This is a genomic window from Pseudomonas sp. AC211, from assembly GCF_979258055.1.
Genome location: NZ_OZ409830.1, coordinates 1,268,538 through 1,292,633, shown reverse-complemented (window position 1 = coordinate 1,292,633; position 24,096 = coordinate 1,268,538). Strand labels below are relative to the sequence as shown.

Genomic DNA, 24,096 nt, shown 5'->3' with positions numbered 1-24,096 from the left:
TTAGCGGAGTATCGCTACACTTTAAGCATATGGATATGCCCTTTATGCTCTTTTTGACGCTGTACCGCGCCTGATGTTCAAAGCGCCAGTAAGCAGTTGATGTTGATCGTCTTTGGCCAGAGCCGCCGGGTTCCGTTACCATAGTCGGCTTTTTCACCGCGGGAGACAGGCATGGCGCAGCAGTATGAACCGGGGCAACGCTGGATTAGTGACAGCGAAGCGGAGTTGGGCTTTGGGCACGGTCCTGATGCAGGACGAGCCGCATGCTCACCATGCTCTACCCCCCCCCCCCCCCCCCCCCCCCCCCCCCCCCCCCCCCCCCCCCCCCCCCCCCCCCCCCCCCCCGGCCACTGGTGAGACCCGCCAATACGCCACCCGTAACGCGCCGCTGACCCGCGTACGCTTTTCGCCCGGTGATGAAATCACCCATTTCGAAGGCTGGAAGCTGACGGTTCAGGAGGTCGACGACGTCGACGGGCTACTAGTCTATCACGGCCTCAATGCGCAGAATCAGTCGGTGACGCTGCCGGAAACGCAGCTCTCGAACTTCATCCAATTCCGTCTGGCCAGCGACCGCCTGTTTGCCGGCCAAATCGACCCCCTCGCCTGGTTCGCCCTGCGCTACCACACGCTCGAACACACCAGCCGCCAGCTGCAATCATCGCTCTGGGGCCTGGGTGGCGTGCGCGCACAACCCATCGCGCATCAGTTGCATATCGCCCGTGAAGTGGCCGACCGCATTGCCCCGCGCGTATTGCTGGCCGACGAAGTGGGCCTGGGTAAAACCATCGAAGCCGGTCTGGTTATTCACCGCCAGTTGCTGTCTGGCCGCGCCAACCGCGTGCTGATTCTGGTGCCGGAAAACCTTCAGCATCAGTGGCTGGTGGAAATGCGCCGCCGCTTCAACCTCGACGTCGCGCTGCTCGATGCCGAGCGCTTTATTGAAAGCGACGCCAGCAACCCGTTCGAAGATTGCCAGTTAGCGTTGGTCGCCCTGGAATGGCTGTGCGACGACGACAAAGCGCAAGACGCCCTGTTCGCCGCCGGCTGGGATTTGCTCGTGGTCGACGAGGCGCACCACCTGGTTTGGCACCCGGAACAAGCGAGCCCGCAGTACCAACTCGTTGAGCAATTGGCCGAAGTGATTCCCGGCGTACTGCTGCTCACCGCCACGCCCGAACAGCTCGGTCAGGACAGCCACTTCGCGCGCCTGCGCCTGCTCGACCCGGCGCGCTTCCACGACCTGGAAGCTTTCCGCGCCGAAAGCGCCAATTACAAGCCGATTGCCGAAGCGGTGCAGGAGCTGCTCGACCAAGGGCGCCTGTCCGCCGCTGCGCACAAAACCATCCACGATTTCCTCGGCGCCGAAGGCGAAGCGTTGCTCGCGGCCGTCACCGATGGCGATATCGAAGCCTCCGCCCGCCTGGTGCGCGAACTGCTCGACCGCCATGGCACCGGCCGCTTGCTGTTTCGCAACACCCGCGCCGCCGTGCAGGGCTTCCCGGAGCGCGAACTGCATCCGTACCCGCTGCCGTGCCCAGATCTGTATCTCGAGCTGCCGGTGGGCGAACACGCCGACCTGTATCCGGAAGTCAGCTTCCAGGCCCAGCCTGAGGCGAGCGAGGAAGAGCGCTGGTGGAAATTCGACCCGCGCGTCGATTGGCTGATCGACACCTTGAAAATGCTCAAGCGCGTGAAGGTGCTGGTGATTTGCGCCCACGCCGAAACCGCCATGGACCTCGAAGACGCCCTGCGCGTGCGCTCGGGCATTCCGGCCACGGTGTTCCATGAAGGTATGAATATTCTGGAACGCGACCGGGCAGCGGCTTATTTCGCCGATGAAGAATTCGGCGCTCAGGTGCTGATCTGTTCGGAAATCGGCAGTGAAGGCCGCAACTTCCAGTTCTCCCACCACTTGGTACTGTTCGACCTGCCGGCCCACCCAGACCTGCTCGAGCAGCGCATCGGCCGCCTCGACCGCATCGGCCAGAAGCACACCATTCAACTGCACGTGCCGTACCTGGAAAACACCCCTCAAGAGCGCCTGTTCCAGTGGTATCACCAGGCGCTGAACGCCTTTCAGGCCACCTGCCCCACCGGCAACGCCCTGCAACATCAATTCGGGCCGCGCCTGCTGCCGATGCTGGAAAACGCTGACGACGGCGACTGGCAAGTGCTGGTCGACGAAGCCAAAGCCGAGCGCATTCGCCTTGAAAGCGAGCTGCACAGCGGCCGTGACCGCCTGCTGGAACTCAACTCCAGCGGCTCCGGCGAAGGCCAAGCACTGGTTGAAGCGATTCACGAACAAGACGACGAATTCGCCCTGCCCATTTATATGGAAGAGCTGTTCGACGCCTTTGGCATCGAGAGCGAAGACCACTCCGAGAACGCATTGGTGCTGCGCCCGAGCGAGAAAATGCTCGACGCCAGCTTCCCCCTGGGCGACGACGAAGGCGTGACCATCACCTACGACCGCAACCAGGCGTTGTCGCGTGAAGACATGCAGTTCCTGACCTGGGAACACCCGATGGTCCAAGGCGGCATGGACCTGGTGCGCAGCGGCTCGATGGGCAACACCGCCGTCGCGCTGATCAAAAACAAAGCGCTCAAGCCCGGCACCGTGTTGCTCGAATTGCTCTATGTGAGCGAAGTCGTGGCGCCGCGCGTGCTGCAACTTGGGCGTTACCTGCCGCCGGCCGCCCTGCGCTGCCTGCTCGACGCCAGTGGCAATGACTTGGCCGCGAAGGTGTCGTTCGAAAAACTCAACGACCAACTCGAAGCCGTGCCGCGAGCCAGCGCGAACAAGTTTGTGCAGGCGCAACGCGACAGCCTCAATCAGCAACTCAACTCGGCCGAAGGCAAAATCAGCCCACGCCACGTTGAGCGCGTTGAAGAAGCCAAGCGCCGTCTGGCCGCCGACACCCACGAAGAACTGGCGCGCCTCACCGCCTTGAAAGCGGTGAACCCCAACGTGCGCGACAGCGAGCTGGAAACCTTGCGCAGCCAGTGCGAGCAAGGCTTGGCCATGCTCGACAAAGCGGCCCTGCGCCTGGAAGCCATTCGCGTGCTGGTCGCCGGCTAATTACTGCGCCCATAAAAAACGGCAGCCCTCGGGCTGCCGTTTTTGTTTACGCCGCTTACTGGCTAAACGTGTCGCTTACTTCGGGTATTTCTGGTGGAACAAAGCGATTTGTTTCTCAGGCTTTCTTTCTTCTTTCATCAGCCCGTACACCACGCGCTCACCTTTAGGGCCGCCACCGATTTCGGTGTAGCTGAAGGTTGGCTCGCCGGTTTTGTACATGTCCATCATGTCGCCGTAACGGGCGAACACGTAAATGATGCCGTCCTTGCGAATTTCACCGTAGAACGGGTTGCCAGGCACCAGGCTTACGTCGAGAAAACGCGCAGCGGCGACGTCTTTCAGCGCCAGGTTCTGGTCTTCAGCTTTCAGGCCAAGAATGACCGAGCGGCCGAAGTTGTCTTTCTTCTCCAACGGCTTGAGCACCGGAGCCTGGCCGGTTTGCAAGAACTGGCTGAACACCGCGTAGTCGTCGAATACATAGACTTCGCTCTGGGTACGCACCTGATACCAATCGGTGTTGTTCAGCGCTACGTCCGGCGCTTTGCCGGCAGGCTTGGCAGGCGTCTGCGCCGTGCTTGCGCAGGCGCTGACGGCAGCGGCCAGCAAGGCAATGGCGACGGGTTTGATGTAACGCGACTGGATAAACAACATGGCAACTCCTCTGAGGTAAACGCAGGCTTGCAAACTGCCCGAGTTCCGTGACGGAGGAATTAATTTTTGATGTATGAATGATGACAGCAGCAAGCGGAAGCGTTTCCACCGCTCGTAGGAGCGAGCTTGCTCGCGAAGCTCTTGGGATCAACAGCTTCGCGAGCAAGCTCGCTCCCCCACTCTATATACCGTTAATGCCCGGCGCTGGCTTCTGGCCCGGCTTTAGCGGTGAACGGCGGCTTGGCCAGCCAGACAATCACGATCAGGCCCATAAACATCCAGCCCAGCAAGGTGAAGTAGTCGATGGTCGAGAGCATGTACGCCTGGCTTGTGACCATCTGATCCAGTTGCGCATAACTTTGGGCACCGGCGCCGCCGAGGTTGTGCAAGGCCTCACGCGTGGCGGGGTCGTACACGCTGATGCTTTCGGTCATGTAGGCATGGTGCTGATCGGCGCGACGGATCCAGATCCAGGTGGTGAGCGACGCCGCGAAGCTGCCGCCCAGCGTGCGCAGAAAGGTGGCCAAGCCCGAGCCGTCGGCGATCTGATTCGGCGGCAGGTCCGACAGCAAAATCGTCAACGTCGGCATAAAGAACAGCGCCACACCGATGCCCATGAATAACTGCACCAGGGCGATGTGCTGGAAGTCCACCTCGGTGTTAAAGCCGGCACGCATAAAGCAGCTCAAGCCCATGGCCAGAAATGCCAGACCGGCCAGCAAGCGCATGTCGAATCGCGGCCCGTACTTGCCGATGAAGGGCGAGAGCAGCACCGGCAGTATTCCCAGTGGCGCGGCGGCAAAGCCAGCCCAGGTGGCGGTGTAGCCGAGCCGGGTCTGCAACCACTGCGGCAAGATCAGGTTGATGCCGAAGAACGCGGCATAGCCCAGCACCAACACCAGCGTGCCGTAGCGAAAGTTGCGGTAGGCGAACAAGCGCAGGTTGACCACCGGGTGGGCGTCGGTCATTTCCCAGATGACGAAGAAGGCCAGGGCCACCACGGAAATCGCGGTGCCGACAATGATGAAAGTCGATTCAAACCAGTCGGCGTCGTTGCCTTTGTCGAGCACGATTTGCAGGGCGCCGACGCCCACGATCAATGCCATCAAGCCCACGTAGTCCATGGGCTGGCGGCTGGTGACCACCGGCCGCGCAGCCAGTTGCTGACGCACCACGAACGCGGCGAACAGACCGATCGGCACGTTGATAAAGAAAATCCACGGCCAGCTGTAGCTGTCGGTAATGGTGCCGCCCAGAATCGGCCCGGCAATCGGCGCCACCACCGTGACCATGGCCAGCAAGGCAATGGCCATGCCGCGTTTAGACGGCGGGTAGATGGCGATCAGCAGCGTCTGCGCCATCGGGTAAAGCGGCCCGGCGACGATGCCTTGCAGCACGCGAAAACCCACCAGCTCAGGCATCGAGCGGGAGATACCGCATAGAAACGAGGCCAGCACGAACAGCAGCGTGGCCCACAAAAACAACTTCACCTCGCCAAAACGTCGGCTCAGCCAGCCGGTGAGCGGCAGCGCGATTGCATTGCTCACCGCAAACGAGGTGATCACCCAGGTGCCCTGCCCGCACTGACGCCCAGGTTGCCCGAGATGGTGGGCAACGCCACGTTGGCGATGGTGGTGTCGAGCACCTGCATAAAGGTGGCGAGCGACAGGCCAATAGTGGCGAGCAGCAAGCTGGGCGGTGTGAATGACGCTTTGGTGTCCATGGCTTTTCCTGACGGGCGCAACGCCTGGCGATTAACGCTGAGCGGTTTTAGCCACGGCGCTGTTCTGTTGAATCAGCTGCTGAATCAACGCGTCAGCCTGCGACAGTTGCTGCTGGTACACGTCCGTTTCAAAGGCCGGCTGCTGCCGCGCTTTTTGCGCCAACACCGGGCCGCTTTGGTCATGCAGATCGACATCCACTTGTGTCGACAAACCAATACGCAGCGGATGCTCGCGCAGCTGTTCGGGGTTGAGCACCACACGAACCGGCACGCGCTGCACGATTTTGATCCAGTTACCGGTGGCGTTTTGCGCAGGCAGCAAGGCGAACGCGCCAGCCCGTGCCGGCGCCGAGGCTGTCGATGGTGCCGCTGAAGGTGACGTCGTCGCCGTAAAGGTCGGAGGTGATGTGCACGGCCTGGCCGATGCGCATCTCAGCCAACTCGGTTTCTTTGAAGTTGGCGTCGATCCACAGCTGGTCCAGCGGAATCACGGCCATCAATGCCGTGCCCGGCTGCACGCGCTGGCCCAGCTGCACGGTGCGTTTGGCCACATAACCGGTGACCGGCGCGATCAGCGTGGTGCGCCCGTTTTCCAGGAACGCCTGGCGCAACTGCGCGGCGGCGGCCTGAACGTCCGGGTGCGAGGCCACGCTGGTGTCGTCGACCAGGGCGCTGCTGGTGTTCAGGCGCTGCTGGGCATCGCTCAGGGAGCCTTGTGCGGCGGTCAGGTCATCGCGGGCGTGGGACAGTTCTTCCTGGGAAATCGCCCCGCTCGCCGCCAGGGTTTTGCGGCGGTTGTAGTTTTCCTGCGCCTTTTGCACCGCTGCCTTTTGCGCCACTACCTGGGCTTTCAAGCCATCGACATTGCTGTACAAACCGCGCACTTGGCGCACGGTGCGGGCCAGGTTGGCTTCGGCACTTTGCAGGGCGACTTCGGCGTCGTTGGGGTCGAACTTGACCAGCACCTGGCCTTGTTGCACCAAGTCGCCATCGTCAGCACCGATGCTAATCACGGTGCCAGTGGCCAGTGGCGTAACGGAGACCACGTTGCCGTTTACATAGGCATCGTCGGTGTCGACGCTGAAACGGCCATACAAGTGATACCAGGCCCACGTGCCGGCGCAGGCCACCAGAACCACGACTAGCAAACCCAACAGCAGGGCTTTGCGTTTGCCTGGATTGGCGTTGGTTTGTTCGGAAGTTGCGGTAGGAGTAGCCATGGCAATTACCTTGTTTGTTCAGACAGAGGGGCGTTACTCGCAGCGAGGTGCTCGCCTTGGTAACCGCCGCCGAGGGCCTGCATCAGTTGGATCGACAAATCGATTCGCTCGGCATTCAGACTGGCGAGCTGGCGTTGCGACTGGAGCAATTGCTGCTCGATGGTCAATACATCGAGGTAACTGCCGATGCCCGAGCCGAAGCGCTGTACCGCCGTGTTGTACGACTGCTGCGACACGTCGGTGGCGCGCTGCTGGGCGACGATCTGGCGGGCAATGGCCTGAAGCTGATTGATGGTGTCGCTGACGTCGTTGAGTGCGGCGATCAGGCTTTTGTTGTATTGCGCCACGGCCAGGTCGTAGTCGGCGTCGCGTCCGTCCAGATCCGCGCGCAGACGGCCGCCGTCGAAAATCGGCAGGGACACGGCAGGGGCAATATTGAAAAACCGACTCGGTGCGCCAAACAGGGAGTCGCCCAGCAACGACTGGGTTCCAGCGGCCGCGGTGAGGTTCAGGTTGGGGTAGAACTGCGCCTTGCCGGCCTCAATGTTTTTGCTCGCCGCTTCAACCCGCCAGCGCGCGGCGACCAGGTCGGGGCGCCGCCCCAGCAGCTCGGCAGGCAGCGATGACGGCAACGCCACGGCGCTGGGCTGCAGCACCGCCGGACGGGCAATTTCGTTACCCCGATCCGGCCCTTTGCCCAACAACACGGCCATGGCTACGCGTGCGCTTTGCAGGCGTTTTTCAGCGTCGATCAGCTGCTCTTGCGAGCTGGCAGCCAGGCTTTCGGTTTGCTGGTATTGGTATTCGCTGTCGATACCCGACTGCAAGCGGCGCTGGCCGAGGTCGAGCATTTCTTGCGTGCGCTTCACGTCTTCCTGGGCGAGGTCGCGAACGATATAGGCCTGCCCCAAATTGCTGTAGGCGCGGGCCACGTTGGCGGCGAGGGTCAGCGACGCGGCCTGGCGATCCACTTCAGCAGCGCGGGCCTGGCCCAATGCCGACTCCCACGCGGCGCGCTCACCGCCCCACAAGTCAAAGCTGTAGTCGAAGCCGAGCTGGGCGCTGCGCAAGGTGCTGTAAGCGCCACCCTGCCCCAGCGGATCTTGGTCGCGAGCCAGGCGTGAACGGCTGACGCTGGCTTGGGCGTTCACGTTGGGCATGCGTGCGGCATCAGCGCCCAACGCGGCGGCGCTGGCCTGATGCGCCCGGGCGCTGGCGATTTGCATGTCGGGGCTGTCACGAAGCGCCTCGTTGATCAGCGCATCGAGTTCGCTGTCGCCAAGACTCGTCCACCAATCGCGCTGCGGCCAGGCCGCCGGTGACAGGGTGATGCCTTGCAGACTCTGCCCCGCTTTCAAGGTCTGCGCGTCCAGGCTTTCGCCTTCGGTGCTAAGGCCGCGATAGTTAGCGCAGCCGGCCAACAGCAGGGCGGCGAACGTCAGGCTGAACCCGGTTTTCAGGGAGCGATTCATGCGTCACCCCCGAGGCGTTCAATCACGATCGAGTCGCCCGCTGCCAGCAGCATCTTTTTCAGCAGCCCTTCGAGCGTTTCGAGTTCGGCAGCCGTCAGCGCGGCAGTGAAGTCGTTCATGGCAGCGGCGCCAATGGTCGGCAGCAGCGCATTGAGGGCACGGCCTTCATCGGTCAGCGACAGGCGCACCTGGCGACGGTCGCTTTCGCTGCGGGTGCGGCTGATCAGGTTTTTCTGCTCAAGCCGGTCGAGCATCCGTGTCATCGAGCCGCTGTCCAGGGACAAGTGGCGGCACAACTCCGCCGGGGTGTCGTAGCCCTGCAAGACGATCATCAGCACTTTGAACTGCGCGGCCGTCACGCCGTGAGGCACGAGGTAGCTGTCGAGAATGCGGTCTTTGAGCAACGCAGCGCGCCCCACCAGCATGCCGATGCGCACGTATTCGAAAGTTTCGGGGGTGTAATGGGTCATTGGAATCACCGATAGCTGCCTAGGCAGGTAGTGGCATCCAATTTACTGCCCAGGCAGTTAAAGTCAACGAAAATACTTAGGCCACTATCGGAATTTCCTGATAGGAAACATCGAACCGCCCGATGGTTTTCGGGCGGCTTCTGATTAGCGGAGAGGAAAAGGCGCGCTTAAGCGGCAGCAGGAACGCCGCTGTGGAAGCGGAAGTCAGGATCCGGGCTTTCGATTAGCTCGCGTTCCTTCTCGGCGATCTCAGCGATTTTGCGCTGGATGTCCGCCTCGTCGCCGTACTGGTAGGCGAGTTTGAGGTAGTCCTGAAAATGTCGCGCTTCGGACTTGAGCAAGCTGCTGTAGAACTTGCCTAACTCCTCGTCCAAGTGCGGCGCCAAGGCGGCGAAACGCTCGCAGGAGCGGGCCTCTACAATGGCGCCCACCAGCAGCGAGTCGGTCAGGCGATAGGGTTCGTGGTTTCGAATCAGCTTGCGCAGTGCCCCGGCGTAGCGCGCCGAGCCGACGTTGAACCACGGCATACCGCGCTTTTTCATCAAGCCCAGCACCTGCTCGAAATGACGCAGCTCCTCGCGGGCCAGGCGGGACATCTTGTTCTGCAGGTCCAGCTTGTTGCTGTACTGGAACATGAACTGAAACGCCGAGCCGGCGGCCTTCTTTTCATTGTTGGCGTGGTCGATCAACAGGATATCGAGGTTGTTCAGTGCCGCTTCCACCCAACTGGCGGGCGTGGGGCAAAGCAGGAAGGCGTCGATTTCAGGAAGAACAGGCATAAATCACGGCTGGGCTATTGGGCAGGCGGCGGATTATACGGCGGTGTTTGCTGTAACGCGCGTGGGAAACGGTTGATCCACATCATTCAGCGCAGCGCTGAGCTAAACCTATAGTGCCGCCGCACGACCATGCCGATAGACAGTGAGGACACGACCATGCAAGCCGTTCGCAGCATTCTGGTGATTATCGAACCCGACCATCCCGAAGGCCACGCACTGAAACGCGCGAAGCTGATTGCCGGCGTTACCCAGTCGCATCTGCACCTATTGGTATGCGACAAGAAGCATCGACCATTCCGGCTTGCTAGACGTTCTAGGCAACGGTTTGCGTGAAGAGGGTTACAGCGCCTCCAGCCAGCAAACCTGGCATGACAACCTGCACCAAACGGTTATCCAGGTTCAGCAAGCCGAAGGCTGCGGCTTGATTATCAAAGACCATCGCCCAGACAGCCCTCTGAAAAAAGCCATTCTCACGCCGGAAGACTGGAAGCTGCTGCGGTATGCGCCCTGCCCGATACTGATGGTGAAAACCGAACGGCCGTGGACACAGGGAGTCATCCTGGCCGCTGTCGATGTTGGGAATAGCGACGGTGAGCACAGAGCGTTGCATGCCAGCATCATCAACCACGCCTTTGAAATTGCCGGGCTGGCCAAAGCCACCCTGCACGTCATCAATGCTCACCCTCGCCGATGCTGGCTTCGGCCGATCCAGTGTTTCAACTGAGCGAAACCATCGAAGCCCGCTACCGCGAGCGGTGCAAAACCTTCCAAGAGGAATTCGGCTTCGGCGACGAGCAGTTGCACATCATGGAAGGACCGGCCGATGTGATGATTCCGTTCACGGCGAAAAAGCTCGGCGCCGTGGTGACGGTAATGGGCACAGTGGCACGCACCGGGCTTTCCGGCGCGTTGATAGGCAACACGGCCGAGGTGGTGCTGGATCAGCTGGAGAGCGATGTGCTGGTACTTAAACCGGACACGGTGATCGCGCACTTGGAGGAGTTGGTGGCACAACGTTAATCGTCGCGTTATCGCGCCCTTAGAAACCGCCTGCTGTAGGCGGTTTTTTTTTACGCCTTTACACGCGGCTTTCGACGCCTTCGCGCAAGAAGCGGGGGGCGATGTAGCGGTCGTAGTGGGCTTCGGACAGCAGGAAGAATTCGCGGTCGATGGCGTCGCGCAGTTCCGGCAGCGACCAGTTGCGAAACTCTGGCAGCAGCACCATGCCGTAAGCCTCCAACTGGTTAATCACCCGCGCGCCCCGGGCGATGAGCTGGTAGGCCCAACAGTATTCCGATTGTTCAGGCACAAACCGGATCTGCCGTTGTTCAAGCTGCTGACGCAACCGCGCAGCGTCAAACACGTCGACCTTGGCGGCCATCACCTGAACCAAAAGAATTTCCAGGCGTAACCACACGGCGCGTTTTTCTTCATCGGTATACAGGTTCCAATTCACTACTTCATGGTGAAAACGCTTACAGCCGCGACAGACCAGATCCCCATACACGGTGGAACACAGGCCGACGCAGGGCGTTTTTATGCGGTGATTGGACATAGGCAGACGGTGACAGAAAGGCAGGAACAGGCCGGCATCTTAGCCCTTTGTCTAGAGGGGGTCACCCCGGAGGTTGTAGGGGTTTGTCTTACCTTTACTGCGCTTTTCCAGTAGAATCGCCGGGCCATTCTTAGGCGTGATGTCCGTTAGAAGCTGTTTTCAAAGCGTCACGAGCACAGTTAATCCCGCAGGAACGCAGTTGGCTGGGTTACCACGATTCGCCGGTAGTCCAGCCAGCCCTCATCTAAACGTCCTGCAGGCGTAAAACTTTGAAAGCAGCTTCTGGATGCGTCCCGGACAACCCTATGGGACCACTGATGAGGGTAATAACTGTGCTTGAAGCCTATCGCAAACACGTTGCAGAGCGTGCAGCTCAGGGTATCGTGCCCCAGCCGCTAAACGCCGAACAAACTGCCGGCCTGGTTGATCTGCTGAAAAACCCGCCTGCAGGCGAGGAAGAATTCCTCGTTGACCTGATCACCAACCGCGTACCGCCAGGGCGTAGACGAAGCTGCCTACGTGAAGGCCGGTTTCCTCTCCGCTGTCGCCAAGGGCGAAGCCAACTCGCCGCTGATCAGCAAACAACGCGCCGTTGAACTGCTCGGCACCATGCAAGGCGGCTACAACATCGCCACCATGGTTGAGCTGCTGGATAACGCCGAGCTCGCCCCTACCGCAGCCGAGCAACTCAAGCACACCCTGCTGATGTTCGATGCGTTCCACGACGTGGCCGAAAAAGCCAAAAACGGCAACGCTCACGCTAAAGGCGTGCTGCAATCGTGGGCTGACGGCGAATGGTTCCAGAAGCGCCCAACCCTGGCTGACAAAATCAGCCTGCGCGTGTTCAAAGTAACCGGCGAAACCAACACCGACGACCTGTCGCCTGCTCCTGATGCCTGGTCTCGTCCAGACATCCCGTTGCACGCCCTGGCCATGCTGAAAATGGCTCGCGACGGCATCGTGCCGGACGTTCAAGGCTCCATCGGCCCGATGAAGCAGATCGAAACCATGCGCGGCGAAGGCTTCCCGATTGCCTACGTCGGTGACGTGGTGGGTACCGGTTCTTCGCGTAAATCCGCCACCAACTCGGTGCTGTGGTTCTTCGGCGACGACATTCCGTACGTACCGAACAAACGTGCCGGTGGCTTCTGCTTCGGCTCGAAAATCGCTCCGATCTTCTACAACACCATGGAAGACGCCGGCGCACTGCCTATCGAGTTCGACGTATCGAACATGAACATGGGCGACGTCATCGACCTGTACCCGCACGCTGGCAAAGTGTGCAAGCACGGTACCGATGAAGTCCTCACCACCTTCGAACTGAAAACCCCGGTTCTGCTGGATGAAGTTCGCGCGGGTGGCCGTATTCCGCTGATCGTCGGCCGTGGCCTGACCGAGAAAGCGCGCGCCGAGCTGGGCCTGGGCCCAACCGACCTGTTCAAACTGCCAGAAGCCCCGGTCGACACCGGCAAGGGTTACACCCTGGCGCAGAAAATGGTCGGCAAGGCGTGCGGTCTGCCAGTTGGCAAGGGCATTCGTCCTGGCACCTACTGGCGAACCGAAAATGACTACCGTCGGTTCTCAGGACACCACCGGTCCAATGACCCGTGACGAACTGAAAGACCTGGCGTGCCTGGGCTTCTCGGCTGACCTGGTAATGCAGTCTTTCTGCCACACCGCTGCTTACCCGAAACCCATCGACGTCACGACCCACCACACCCTGCCGGATTTCATCCGCACCCGTGGCGGCGTGTCGCTGCGTCCTGGCGACGGCATCATCCACAGCTGGCTGAACCGTATGCTGCTGCCAGACACCGTCGGCACGCGATTGGTGACTCGCACACCCGTTTCCCGATCGGTATTTCGTTCCCGGCAGGTTCCGGTCTGGTCGCCTTCGCTGCAGCCACTGGCGTAATGCCGCTGGACATGCCGGAGTCGGTACTGGTTCGTTTCAAAGGCAAGCTGCAACCAGGCATCACCCTGCGTGACCTGGTACACGCGATTCCTTACTACGGCATCCAGAAAGGTCTGCTGACCGTCGAGAAGAAGGGCAAGATCAACGCCTTCTCCGGCCGCATCCTGGAAATCGAAGGTCTGGACGAGCTGACCGTTGAACAGGCTTTCGAGCTGTCCGACGCCTCTGCCGAGCGCTCCGCTGCTGGTTGCACCATCAAGCTGCCGGAAAAAGCCATTGCTGAATACCTGAAGTCGAACATCACCCTGCTGCGCTGGATGATCAGCGAAGGCTACGGCGATGCCCGCACCATGGAACGTCGCGCTCAGGCGATGGAAGCTTGGCTGGCCAATCCGGAATTGCTGTCTCGCTGACGCCGATGCCGAGTACGCCGAAGTCATCGAAATCGACCTGGCCGACATCAAAGAGCCTGTGCTCTGCGCGCCAAACGACCCGGACGACGCCCGTCTGCTCTCGACCGTTCAGGGCGAGAAGATTGACGAAGTGTTCATCGGTTCGTGCATGACCAACATCGGCCACTTCCGCGCTGCCGGCAAGTTGCTCGACAAGGTCAAAGGTTCGATTCCTACTCGTCTGTGGCTATCGCCGCCGACCAAGATGGACGCTCATCAGCTCACCGAAGAAGGCTACTACGGCATCTACGGCAAGGCTGGCGCGCGTATGGAAATGCCGGGTTGCTCGCTGTGCATGGGTAACCAGGCACGCGTTGCGGCGAACTCGACCGTTGTGTCGACCTCGACCCGTAACTTCCCGAACCGTCTGGGCGATGGCGCCAACGTGTACCTGGCATCCGCTGAACTGGCCGCTGTGGCGTCCATCCTCGGCAAGCTGCCAACCGTTGCCGAGTACATGGAATACGCCGCAAGCATCGACAGCATGGCTGCCGACGTTTACCGCTACCTGAGCTTCGACCAGATCGCGGAATTCCGCGACGCTGCGGCAAACGCTCAGATTCCGGTTGTTCAAGCGTAACGAAGCGCCGCTTCAAAAAGAGCCCCGCCTAGTGCGGGGCTTTTTTTATGCCTGCGCTGGCGCAGCGCTCGAGTGCTGCTAGGGTAAAAACCGTGGCGCGGCCTTGAAGCGCGCTCTTATCTACCGATTGGGGAGCTCACCATGAAACATTGGACTTTTGCCGCATTTTGCCTGCTTAGCCTGTCGGGTTGCTCAAGCGAATACATCATCACCACCACTGACGGCCAGATGCTCACTAGCGATGGCAAACCGGACTTGGACGAAGACACCTGGGATGCTGGAGTTCGAAGACAGCGAAGGACGCAAGCAACAGATTCCGCAGTCATCCGTGAAGCAGATGCTGGAACGCTGATCGTGCGTTGGGGTGAGCGAGAGCTATTCATGCGGTACAGACAGTTGAAATTTTCGATGCCCTCTCGACAAGCGTAACGGCGCCACCTATCTTCGCGACTGGCCAGCGCACTGGCCAACGTCGCTCGGACGGTTCCGGGCGCTTACGTCTTCGAGGAACACATGGCTGAACAAGCTTCGCGCCGTTTCGCGCGCATTGATCGTCTCCCCCCTTATGTTTTCAACATCACAGCTGAGCTGAAGATGGCGGCTCGTCGCCGCGGCGAGGACATCATTGACCTAAGTATGGGCAACCCGGATGGCGCTACCCCGCCCCATATCGTGGAAAAGCTCGTACAGGTTGCCCAGCGGGAAGACACCCACGGCTACTCGACTTCCCGCGGCATTCCGCGCCTGCGCCGGGCAATTTCGCGCTGGTACAAGGATCGCTACCAGGTCGACATCGACCCGGAAAACGAAGCCATCGTCACCATTGGTTCCAAAGAGGGTTTGGCGCATCTGATGCTGGCCACGCTGGATCAGGGCGATACGGTGTTGGTGCCTAACCCAAGTTATCCGATTCATATTTACGGTGCGGTCATCGCTGGCGCTCAGGTGCGCTCGGTACCGCTGGTGCCTGGCGTTGATTTCTTCGCCGAAGTGGAGCGCGCCATTCGGGAAAGTATTCCGAAACCAAAATGCTGATCATCGGCTTCCCTCCAACCCTACCGCGCAGTGCGTGGAGCTGGACTTCTTCGAACGCATCATCGCGCTCGCCAATCAGTACAACGTGCTGGTGGTTCACGACCTGGCCTACGCCGATATCGTCTACGACGGTTGGAAAGCACCATCGATCATGCAAGTGCCCGGCGCCAAGGATATTGCGGTGGAGTTCTTCACGCTGTCCAAAAGCTACAACATGGCCGGGTGGCGCATTGGCTTTATGGTCGGCAACCCTGAACTGGTTAACGCCCTTGCCAGAATCAAGAGCTACCACGACTACGGCACTTTCACGCCATTGCAGGTGGCGGCGATCGCTGCGCTGGAAGGCGATCAGTCATGCGTGCACGAAATCACCGCCAATTATCAGCAGCGTCGCGATGTATTGGTGCGTGGCCTTCATGAGGCGGGCTGGATGGTGGATAACCCTAAGGCGTCCATGTACGTGTGGGCAAAAATTCCGGAGCCCTACGCCAAACTCGGCTCGCTTGAGTTTGCGAAAAAGCTGCTGGCTGAGGCGAAGGTGTGTGTGTCGCCAGGGCTGGGTTTTGGTGATTACGGCGACGACCATGTGCGCTTCGCCCTGATCGAGAACCAGGACCGAATCCGCCAAGCTGTGCGGGGTATCAAAGCGATGTTCCGTGCTGACGGGCTGCTCGCCAAAGCGAAAGCCGACTCGTAGAACCCATAGCGGCTACCGTCGAATAACCGTAGCCGCTCATCCTGCCGCGCTGAACTTGTCCTGAACCGGGTAACCCAAGGGGGGCTTTCCTCACTAGCGTTAAGGACAGTTAATGATTGATCTGACCACCTGGAACCTCGCCGTACCCGCCACCGAATCTGCAACAGCCATCGACACCGCCCGCCTCAACAACGGTTACCAAAGCCAGTATTTTCGCCGTCATTCCGATGGCAGCGTCACCTTCTGGGTTCCGGTTTCCGGATCGACCACCGAAGACGCCCATTATCCACGTGCTGAACTAAGGGAAACTAAGACAGACGGGACGCTGAGTTATTGGCCGTACCAAACTGCGGATAACTACCTCAGTGCCGTGCTCACGGTTAACCAAGTGCCCAGCAAAGGCAAAATCGTGATTGGACAGATTCACAGCGACGATCAGCCGGGCAGCCAGAATGATCCGCTGCTTAAACTGCAGTATCACTACTTGAGAGGCGTTGGTCGGCTTGAAGCGCTGCTGCGCAAGCGCCCTGGTGATCGCGCTGTGGAGAACATCCTTCTTGCCGAGAACGTGCAACTCAATGAGCGGTTTAGCTATGACCTGCGTCTGACGCCATCAGGAAAGCTCGGCATACGCGTCCAGAGCAAAGATGGCGACGCCGGCTCGTATTACCGCCAATTGAGCGGCTACTGGGGTAACCAGCGCTTTTACTTCAAAGCCGGCGCTTACATTCAGGACAACTACGGACCGCAGAACGAAGGGGGACGGGTTACGTTTTATTGGCTTAACAGCGTTCATCAATAGTCGCTGTATGGCGGATGGGCTGCTATTGGCCGCGATGGAGCCGTAAAATGGCGCCACTTTCGAAAACGCTATAGAGACTGAAATGGCCCGCCTGCAACTCGTATTTCCTGAAAACCAGTTTTGCTACAGCACACACCTGACCGTTCGCGTCACCGATATAAATGCGGGCAACCATCTGGGCAATGACTCGATGATCTCCATGATTTCCGAGGCGCGAGCGCGGTTCCTGTTTGACTTCGGCATTCAAGAAACCAATGGCGCGGGACTCGGAATAATCGTTACCGACCTCGCCACCACTTATAAAGCCGAAGCACATGCTCGCGACCAACTGCTGTTTGAAGTGGGAGTAATGGACTTCAACAAATACGGGGGCGATATCACCTTCCGTATCACGCGGCCGGCCGATGGCAGCTTGATAGCGATGGCTAAATCAGGGTTCGTGTTTTTTGATTACAGCGTTTCGAAAGTCGTCTCAATGCCTGAAGACTTCTCGGGCAAGTTCAGCAAAGTTAATTGGCTGGACTAAGGCTGAGCTTGCCCTGCCAGTTGTTCGTTAGAAACAGAACAACTGGCCGGGCGAGGCTTTAATTAGAGGCAGCTCGCCGCGCGCGATTCACTTTTCCGCGCCCAAAAACAAACCCCCCTACCCGTTTTCACGAGTAGGGGGTTTGGAATTTAAGCTTGACGATGACCTACTCTCACATGGGGAGACCCCACACTACCATCGGCGATGCGTCGTTTCACTACTGAGTTCGGGATGGGATCAGGTGGTTCCAACGCTCTATGGTCGTCAAGCAATTCGGGTGGAGCGTCGCGTTAGCGCAGCTCCAAATTGGGTATGTGATGGTGTTGCGGGTAATTTGTGTGTTTGCCGAATTTTCGGTTTGTATCGTCTTCACACCATCAATTTGCGCTAAGCAAATTGCTTGGGTGTTATATGGTCAAGCCTCACGGGCAATTAGTATGGGTTAGCTCAACGCCTCACAACGCTTACACACCCCACCTATCAACGTCGTAGTCTTCGACGGCCCTTTAGGGGATTCAAGATCCCAGTGAGATCTCATCTTGAGGCTAGTTTCCCGCTTAGATGCTTTCAGCGGTTATCTATTCCGAACATAGCTACCCGGCGATGCCACTGGCGTGACAACCGGAACACCAGAGGTTCGTCCACTCCGGTCCTCTCGTACTAGGAGCAGCCCCTCTCAAATCTCAAACGTCCACGGCAGATAGGGACCGAACTGTCTCACGACGTTCTAAACCCAGCTCGCGTACCACTTTAAATGGCGAACAGCCATACCCTTGGGACCGGCTTCAGCCCCAGGATGTGATGAGCCGACATCGAGGTGCCAAACACCGCCGTCGATATGAACTCTTGGGCGGTATCAGCCTGTTATCCCCGGAGTACCTTTTATCCGTTGAGCGATGGCCCTTCCATACAGAACCACCGGATCACTAAGACCTACTTTCGTACCTGCTCGACGTGTCTGTCTCGCAGTCAAGCGCGCTTTTGCCTTTATACTCTACGACCGATTTCCGACCGGTCTGAGCGCACCTTCGTACTCCTCCGTTACTCTTTAGGAGGAGACCGCCCCAGTCAAACTACCCACCATACACTGTCCTCGATCCGGATAACGGACCAGAGTTAGAACCTCAAAGTTGCCAGGGTGGTATTTCAAGATTGGCTCCACGCGAACTGGCGTCCACGCTTCAAAGCCTCCCACCTATCCTACACAAGCAAATTCAAAGTCCAGTGCAAAGCTATAGTAAAGGTTCACGGGGTCTTTCCGTCTAGCCGCGGATACACTGCATCTTCACAGCGATTTCAATTTCACTGAGTCTCGGGTGGAGACAGCGCCGCCATCGTTACGCCATTCGTGCAGGTCGGAACTTACCCGACAAGGAATTTCGCTACCTTAGGACCGTTATAGTTACGGCCGCCGTTTACCGGGGCTTCGATCAAGAGCTTCGCGTTAGCTAACCCCATCAATTAACCTTCCGGCACCGGGCAGGCGTCACACCCTATACGTCCACTTTCGTGTTTGCAGAGTGCTGTGTTTTTAATAAACAGTCGCAGCGGCCTGGTATCTTCGACCGGCATGAGCTTACGCAGTAAATGCTTCACCCTCACCGGCGCACCTTCTCCCGAAGTTACGGTGCCATTTTGCCTAGTTCCTTCACCCGAGTTCTCTCAAGCGCCTTGGTATTCTCTACCCAACCACCTGTGTCGGTTTGGGGTACGGTTCCTAGTTATCTGAAGCTTAGAGGCTTTTCTTGGAAGCATGGCATCAACCACTTCGCGCTCTAATGAGCACTCGTCATCAGTTCTCAGCCTTAACCGCCCGGATTTACCTAAGCAGTCAGCCTACAACCTTAAACTTGGACAACCAACGCCAAGCTGGCCTAGCCTTCTCCGTCCCCCATCGCAATAACTAGAAGTACAGGAATATTAACCTGTTTTCCATCGACTACGCTTTTCAGCCTCGCCTTAGGGACCGACTAACCCTGCGTCGATTAACGTTGCGCAGGAAACCTTGGTCTTTCGGCGTGGGTGTTTTTCACACCCATTGTCGTTACTCATGTCAGCATTCGCACTTCTGATACCTCCAGCAAGCTTCTCAACTCACCTTCACAGGCTTACAGAACGCTCCTCTACCGCATCACCTAAGTGATACCCGTAGCTTCGGTGCATGGTTTGAGCCCCGTTACATCTTCCGCGCAGGCCGACTCGACTAGTGAGCTATTACGCTTTCTTTAAAGGGTGGCTGCTTCTAAGCCAACCTCCTAGCTGTCTAAGCCTTCCCACATCGTTTCCCACTTAACCATGACTTTGGGACCTTAGCTGACGGTCTGGGTTGTTTCCCTTTTCACGACGGACGTTAGCACCCGCCGTGTGTCTCCCGTGCTCGCACTTGCTGGTATTCGGAGTTTGCATCGGTTTGGTAAGTCGGGATGACCCCCTAGCCGAAACAGTGCTCTACCCCCAGCAGTGATACACGAGGCGCTACCTAAATAGCTTTCGAGGAGAACCAGCTATCTCCGAGCTTGATTAGCCTTTCACTCCGATCCACAGGTCATCCGCTAACTTTTCAACGGTAGTCGGTTCGGTCCTCCAGTTAGTGTTACCCAACCTTCAACCTGCCCATGGATAGATCGCCCGGTTTCGGGTCTATACCCAGCGACTAAACGCCCTATTAAGACTCGCTTTCGCTACGCCTCCCCTATTCGGTTAAGCTCGCCACTGAATATAAGTCGCTGACCCATTATACAAAAGGTACGCAGTCACCCAACAAAGTGGGCTCCCACTGCTTGTACGCATACGGTTTCAGGATCTATTTCACTCCCCTCTCCGGGGTTCTTTTCGCCTTTCCCTCACGGTACTAGTTCACTATCGGTCAGTCAGTAGTATTTAGCCTTGGAGGATGGTCCCCCCATATTCAGACAAAGTTTCTCGTGCTCCGTCCTACTCGATTTCATTGATAAGAGATTTTCGCGTACAGGGCTATCACCCACTATGGCCGCACTTTCCAGAGCGTTCCGCTAATCTCAAATCAACTTAAGGGCTAGTCCCCGTTCGCTCGCCACTACTAAGGGAATCTCGGTTGATTTCTTTTCCTCAGGGTACTTAGATGTTTCAGTTCCCCTGGTTCGCTTCTTACACCTATGTATTCAGTGCAAGATACTTAACTTATGTTAAGTGGGTTCCCCCATTCAGACATCTCCGGATCAAAGTCTGTTTGCCGACTCCCCGAAGCTTTTCGCAGGCTACCACGTCTTTCATCGCCTCTGACTGCCAAGGCATCCACCGTATGCGCTTCTTCACTTGACCATATAACCCCAAGCAATCTGGTTATACTATGAAGACGACATTCGCCGAAAATTCGAAATACTCTTGATCTCTCAAGAGAACTCACAAATTTTACCTTAGCCTGAATAAACACCAGTGAAAGTGCTATCCAGTCTATCTTTCTATCACATACCCAAATTTTTAAAGAACGATAATACTTTCTAGTCAAAGACCAGAATTCAATATTCAGCCAACAGGCGAATACTCAATTCTGAACTTTACGTGTCGTCGTGGTGGAGCCAAACGGGATCGAACCGTTGACCTCCTGCGTGCAAGGCAGGCGCTCTCCCAGCTGAGCTATGGCCCCGTATCTGAGGCTTCTTCCACAACAATTGGTGGGTCTGGGCAGATTCGAACTGCCGACCTCACCCTTATCAGGGGTGCGCTCTAACCAACTGAGCTACAGACCCAATTGTTCGGGCTACTAGGCTGACAACTCGTCACTGATCCTCCTAAAACCTCTAGGACGACCCTATCGTCTTTCGCAATGAATCAAGCAATTCGTGTGGGAGCTTATAAGGAAGCTGATGTCGTCGATTAAGGAGGTGATCCAGCCGCAGGTTCCCCTACGGCTACCTTGTTACGACTTCACCCCAGTCATGAATCACACCGTGGTAACCGTCCTCCCGAAGGTTAGACTAGCTACTTCTGGTGCAACCCACTCCCATGGTGTGACGGGCGGTGTGTACAAGGCCCGGGAACGTATTCACCGTGACGTTCTGATTCACGATTACTAGCGATTCCGACTTCACGCAGTCGAGTTGCAGACTGCGATCCGGACTACGATCGGTTTTATGGGATTAGCTCCACCTCGCGGCTTGGCAACCCTTTGTACCGACCATTGTAGCACGTGTGTAGCCCTGGCCGTAAGGGCCATGATGACTTGACGTCATCCCCACCTTCCTCCGGTTTGTCACCGGCAGTCTCCTTAGAGTGCCCACCATAACGTGCTGGTAACTAAGGACAAGGGTTGCGCTCGTTACGGGACTTAACCCAACATCTCACGACACGAGCTGACGACAGCCATGCAGCACCTGTGTCTGAGTTCCCGAAGGCACCAATCCATCTCTGGAAAGTTCTCAGCATGTCAAGGCCAGGTAAGGTTCTTCGCGTTGCTTCGAATTAAACCACATGCTCCACCGCTTGTGCGGGCCCCCGTCAATTCATTTGAGTTTTAACCTTGCGGCCGTACTCCCCAGGCGGTCGACTTAATGCGTTAGCTGCGCCACTAAAGTCTCAAGGACCCCAACGGCTAGTCGACATCGTTTACGGCGTGGACTACCAGGGTATCTAATCCTGTTTGCTCCCCACGCTTTCGCACCTCAGTGTCAGTATCAGTCCAGGTGGTCGCCTTCGCCACTGGTGTTCCTTCCTATATCTACGCATTTCACCGCTACACAGGAAATTCCACCACCCTCTACCATACTCTAGCTCGACAGTTTTGAATGCAGTTCCCAGGTTGAGCCCGGGGATTTCACATCCAACTTAACGAACCACCTACGCGCGCTTTACGCCCAGTAATTCCGATTAACGCTTGCACCCTCTGTATTACCGCGGCTGCTGGCACAGAGTTAGCCGGTGCTTATTCTGTCGGTAACGTCAAAATTGCAGAGTATTAATCTACAACCCTTCCTCCCAACTTAAAGTGCTTTACAATCCGAAGACCTTCTTCACACACGCGGCATGGCTGGATCAGGCTTTCGCCCATTGTCCAATATTCCCCACTGCTGCCTCCCGTAGGAGTCTGGACCGTGTCTCAGTTCCAGTGTGACTGATCATCCTCTCAGACCAGTTACGGATCGTCGCCTTGGTGAGCCATTACCTCACCAACTAGCTAATCCGACCTAGGCTCATCTATTAGCGCAAGGCCCGAAGGTCCCCTGCTTTCTCCCGTAGGACGTATGCGGTATTAGCGTTCCTTTCGAAACGTTGTCCCCCACTAATAGGCAGATTCCTAGGCATTACTCACCCGTCCGCCGCTGAATCAAGGAGCAAGCTCCTCTCATCCGCTCGACTTGCATGTGTTAGGCCTGCCGCCAGCGTTCAATCTGAGCCATGATCAAACTCTTCAGTTCAAACATATCTGGGTTTTGTGAAAACCCTAAACTTGGCTCAGCAATCGCAAAAAACTCTCAAATTAACGAGTGTTACTTGTGATGCTGATAATCTGGTGACTATCAGTCTTACCTCACAAGCACCCACACGAATTGCTTGATTCAGTTGTTAAAGAACAGTTGGTTAAGCCTTTCGTCTCAACCGAGGCGCGCATTCTACAGCAGCCTCTTATTCCGTCAAGCGATTTCGAAAAAATTTCTTTTCAAACTCAACCGCTTGCGCTTCAGATCAACTTCAGTCTCTCGTCAGCGGGAGGCGAATTCTACAGCGTTTCAAACCACTGTCAACCACCTCATTTACCGCTTTTCGATCAACTTACTCGACCGACCAACAAGACCAACCTTCAACCTCATCAGCCCGGCGCATTCTACGCAGATCGCTCTGCTTTGCAACCCTCAATTTCAACCTAACCTATTGATTAGAAAGAACTTTTAGGAACCTTCCGCGCCGGAAGAGGTGCGCATTATAAGCACCTGGAAAAAGCCGTCAAGGCATTCCTGGAAAATTCTTCAAAGACCCCACTGGTAACGCACTTCCAGCAGAAGTGACTTATTTAGCAGACCTACCCGCGCACTCCCTATACGCTACGAAGTTCGGCGGAGCGTATGCTGACTGATTACACGAAACCTATATAAGGAAGAGATATGCAGGGGCTCAACAGCAAGGCGATCGGAATAGCCGCAGTAGTGCTGGTTATGCTTGGGGTGTTCTTCAGTTCTTGGTACACAGTCGATGAGACTGAGCGAGGTGTACTTCTACGAAACGGCGCTCTGGTTGGCGTCGTCGAGCCAGGCCTGTCATTCAAGACACCCTTCATTGAAACCGTAAAGTTCATTTCAGTGCAAAGCCAGGCGACGTCCTATAGAGAGTTGCAGGCCTACAGCAAGGACCAACAAACCGCGACCCTCCAGGTTTCTGTTTCCTGGCACGTGGTGCCCGGCGAAGTCTCCAAGGTCTACACGCAGTACCAGGATCTTGAAGGGCTCGTCAGCCGCCTGATCAGCCGCCAAGTTCCCACGCAAGTCGAGAACGTGTTCGGCCAGTACAATGCTGTTACTGCCGTCCAGCAACGAGGCAAGTTTGTCGCTGATGTGGCTCGTGCTATTAAAGAGTCGATCAACGGCCCCGTGGTGATTGACGGCGTTCAGGTGGAGAACATTGACTTTAGCGACGACTACGAGCGCTCAATCGCTCTGCGAATGAAGGCTGAAGTCGAAGTAAAAACCCGCGAGCAGATGCTAGCTACCGAACAGGTCCAGGCTCAAATTCGCGTGACCCAGGCGCAAGCAGAAGCCGACTCCAAGCTTGCCGAGGCCAAAGCCGACGCCGAGGCAACTCGGTTGCGCGGCGAGGCGGAAGCAGATGCAATTAAAGCAAGAGCGCAAGCACTTGCCAGCAACCAAAACTTGGTGGAACTCACCAAGGCCGAACGCTGGGACGGCACCCTGCCCACAACGATGCTTCCCAATAGCGCCCTTCCCTTCATTGATGCAACGAAGCGAAGCGAATAACGCCAGTCTCAAAACGCTAAAAAGGCCAGCTAAGCTGGCCTTTTTTACTTAGCACCCCGAAAGCGGATCGCTAGTTATTGGCCAGCGCGCCTTCCAGCCTGATGACGCGGCGCCAACATGCTTACTGTCGGGACTGGACATTAACCACGGGCGCCATGCGCTCGCCCCGACTAGCAACAGCCGCGATACCCAC

The 24,096-nt window shown here is 57.5% G+C and carries 9 protein-coding genes, 2 tRNA genes, 3 rRNA genes and 6 pseudogenes; 8 read left to right on the top strand and 12 right to left on the bottom strand.

Translation table 11 applies throughout. The annotated features are described in order from the left end of the window. The first annotated feature begins 171 nt into the window (after positions 1-171). Positions 172-3,082 (top strand): annotated as a pseudogene (gene rapA / locus ACZZZP_RS06265) (RNA polymerase-associated protein RapA). Between the two features lie 75 nt (positions 3,083-3,157). Here the strand turns inward: rapA and ACZZZP_RS06260 are convergent. The 6 genes and pseudogenes from ACZZZP_RS06260 to ACZZZP_RS06235 all read right to left on the bottom strand — a co-directional run bounded on the left by ACZZZP_RS06260 (position 3,158) and on the right by ACZZZP_RS06235 (position 9,397). Next, positions 3,158-3,733, bottom strand: coding sequence for a hypothetical protein (locus tag ACZZZP_RS06260; RefSeq protein ID WP_463382158.1), 576 nt, complete (start codon positions 3,731-3,733; stop codon positions 3,158-3,160). A 191-nt stretch (positions 3,734-3,924) separates the two neighbouring features. Continuing rightward, positions 3,925-5,456: pseudogene (locus ACZZZP_RS06255) on the bottom strand (DHA2 family efflux MFS transporter permease subunit). Positions 5,457-5,487: 31 nt separating this feature from the next. Continuing rightward, positions 5,488-6,676, bottom strand: a pseudogene (locus ACZZZP_RS06250) (HlyD family secretion protein). Positions 6,677-6,681: 5 nt separating this feature from the next. Next, positions 6,682-8,148 (bottom strand): efflux transporter outer membrane subunit, encoded by a 1,467-nt coding sequence (locus ACZZZP_RS06245; protein WP_463536367.1) that lies wholly within the window; start codon positions 8,146-8,148, stop codon positions 6,682-6,684. Beyond that, positions 8,145-8,618 (bottom strand): MarR family winged helix-turn-helix transcriptional regulator, encoded by a 474-nt coding sequence (locus ACZZZP_RS06240; RefSeq protein ID WP_463536366.1) that lies wholly within the window; start codon positions 8,616-8,618, stop codon positions 8,145-8,147. The genes ACZZZP_RS06245 and ACZZZP_RS06240 overlap by 4 nt, the downstream gene beginning before the upstream one ends. 167 nt (positions 8,619-8,785) lie before the next feature. Next, positions 8,786-9,397, bottom strand: a complete 612-nt coding sequence (locus ACZZZP_RS06235; RefSeq protein WP_463382154.1) for a MiaE family protein — start codon at positions 9,395-9,397, stop codon at positions 8,786-8,788. A 156-nt stretch (positions 9,398-9,553) separates the two neighbouring features. Between ACZZZP_RS06235 and ACZZZP_RS06230 the strand changes: the two are divergent. Continuing rightward, positions 9,554-10,417 (top strand): annotated as a pseudogene (locus tag ACZZZP_RS06230) (universal stress protein). Positions 10,418-10,475: 58 nt separating this feature from the next. On the opposite strand, the gene ACZZZP_RS06225 reads toward ACZZZP_RS06230, so the two are convergent. Beyond that, positions 10,476-10,952: a DUF1289 domain-containing protein gene (locus ACZZZP_RS06225; RefSeq protein WP_122496635.1), complete on the bottom strand. Its 477-nt coding sequence runs from the start codon at positions 10,950-10,952 to the stop codon at positions 10,476-10,478. A 332-nt stretch (positions 10,953-11,284) separates the two neighbouring features. Between ACZZZP_RS06225 and acnB the strand changes: the two are divergent. From acnB to ACZZZP_RS06200, 5 genes and pseudogenes are all read left to right on the top strand, one after another. Then, a pseudogene (gene acnB, locus ACZZZP_RS06220) lies at positions 11,285-13,899 on the top strand (bifunctional aconitate hydratase 2/2-methylisocitrate dehydratase). A 141-nt stretch (positions 13,900-14,040) separates the two neighbouring features. Continuing rightward, a complete protein-coding gene (locus tag ACZZZP_RS06215; RefSeq protein ID WP_463536365.1) occupies positions 14,041-14,328 on the top strand; it encodes a YgdI/YgdR family lipoprotein in 288 nt (95 codons plus the stop codon). A gap of 84 nt (positions 14,329-14,412) precedes the next feature. Then, a pseudogene (alaC, locus tag ACZZZP_RS06210) lies at positions 14,413-15,631 on the top strand (alanine transaminase). A gap of 112 nt (positions 15,632-15,743) precedes the next feature. Beyond that, complete coding sequence (locus ACZZZP_RS06205; protein ID WP_463382151.1) at positions 15,744-16,433, top strand: polysaccharide lyase family 7 protein; 690 nt, start codon at positions 15,744-15,746, stop codon at positions 16,431-16,433. An 82-nt stretch (positions 16,434-16,515) separates the two neighbouring features. Beyond that, complete coding sequence (locus tag ACZZZP_RS06200; protein ID WP_463382150.1) at positions 16,516-16,959, top strand: thioesterase family protein; 444 nt, start codon at positions 16,516-16,518, stop codon at positions 16,957-16,959. 153 nt (positions 16,960-17,112) lie between these two features. Here the strand turns inward: ACZZZP_RS06200 and rrf are convergent. The 5 genes from rrf to ACZZZP_RS06175 form a co-directional block, all read right to left on the bottom strand. After that, positions 17,113-17,228, bottom strand: a 5S ribosomal RNA gene (gene rrf / locus ACZZZP_RS06195). Positions 17,229-17,370: 142 nt separating this feature from the next. Next, positions 17,371-20,259, bottom strand: a 23S ribosomal RNA gene (locus ACZZZP_RS06190). Positions 20,260-20,508: 249 nt separating this feature from the next. Beyond that, a tRNA-Ala gene (locus tag ACZZZP_RS06185) sits at positions 20,509-20,584 on the bottom strand. Positions 20,585-20,610: 26 nt separating this feature from the next. Further along, positions 20,611-20,687, bottom strand: a tRNA-Ile gene (locus ACZZZP_RS06180). Positions 20,688-20,815: 128 nt separating this feature from the next. Then, a 16S ribosomal RNA gene (locus ACZZZP_RS06175) occupies positions 20,816-22,352 on the bottom strand. The 16S, 23S and 5S rRNA genes sit together here with 2 tRNA genes alongside, the layout of an rRNA operon. Before the next feature lie 684 nt (positions 22,353-23,036). Here ACZZZP_RS06175 and ACZZZP_RS06170 point away from each other — a divergent pair. After that, on the top strand, positions 23,037-23,903 hold the full coding sequence (locus ACZZZP_RS06170; protein ID WP_463382149.1) for an SPFH domain-containing protein: 867 nt from the start codon (positions 23,037-23,039) through the stop codon (positions 23,901-23,903). Positions 23,904-24,096 lie beyond the last annotated feature (193 nt).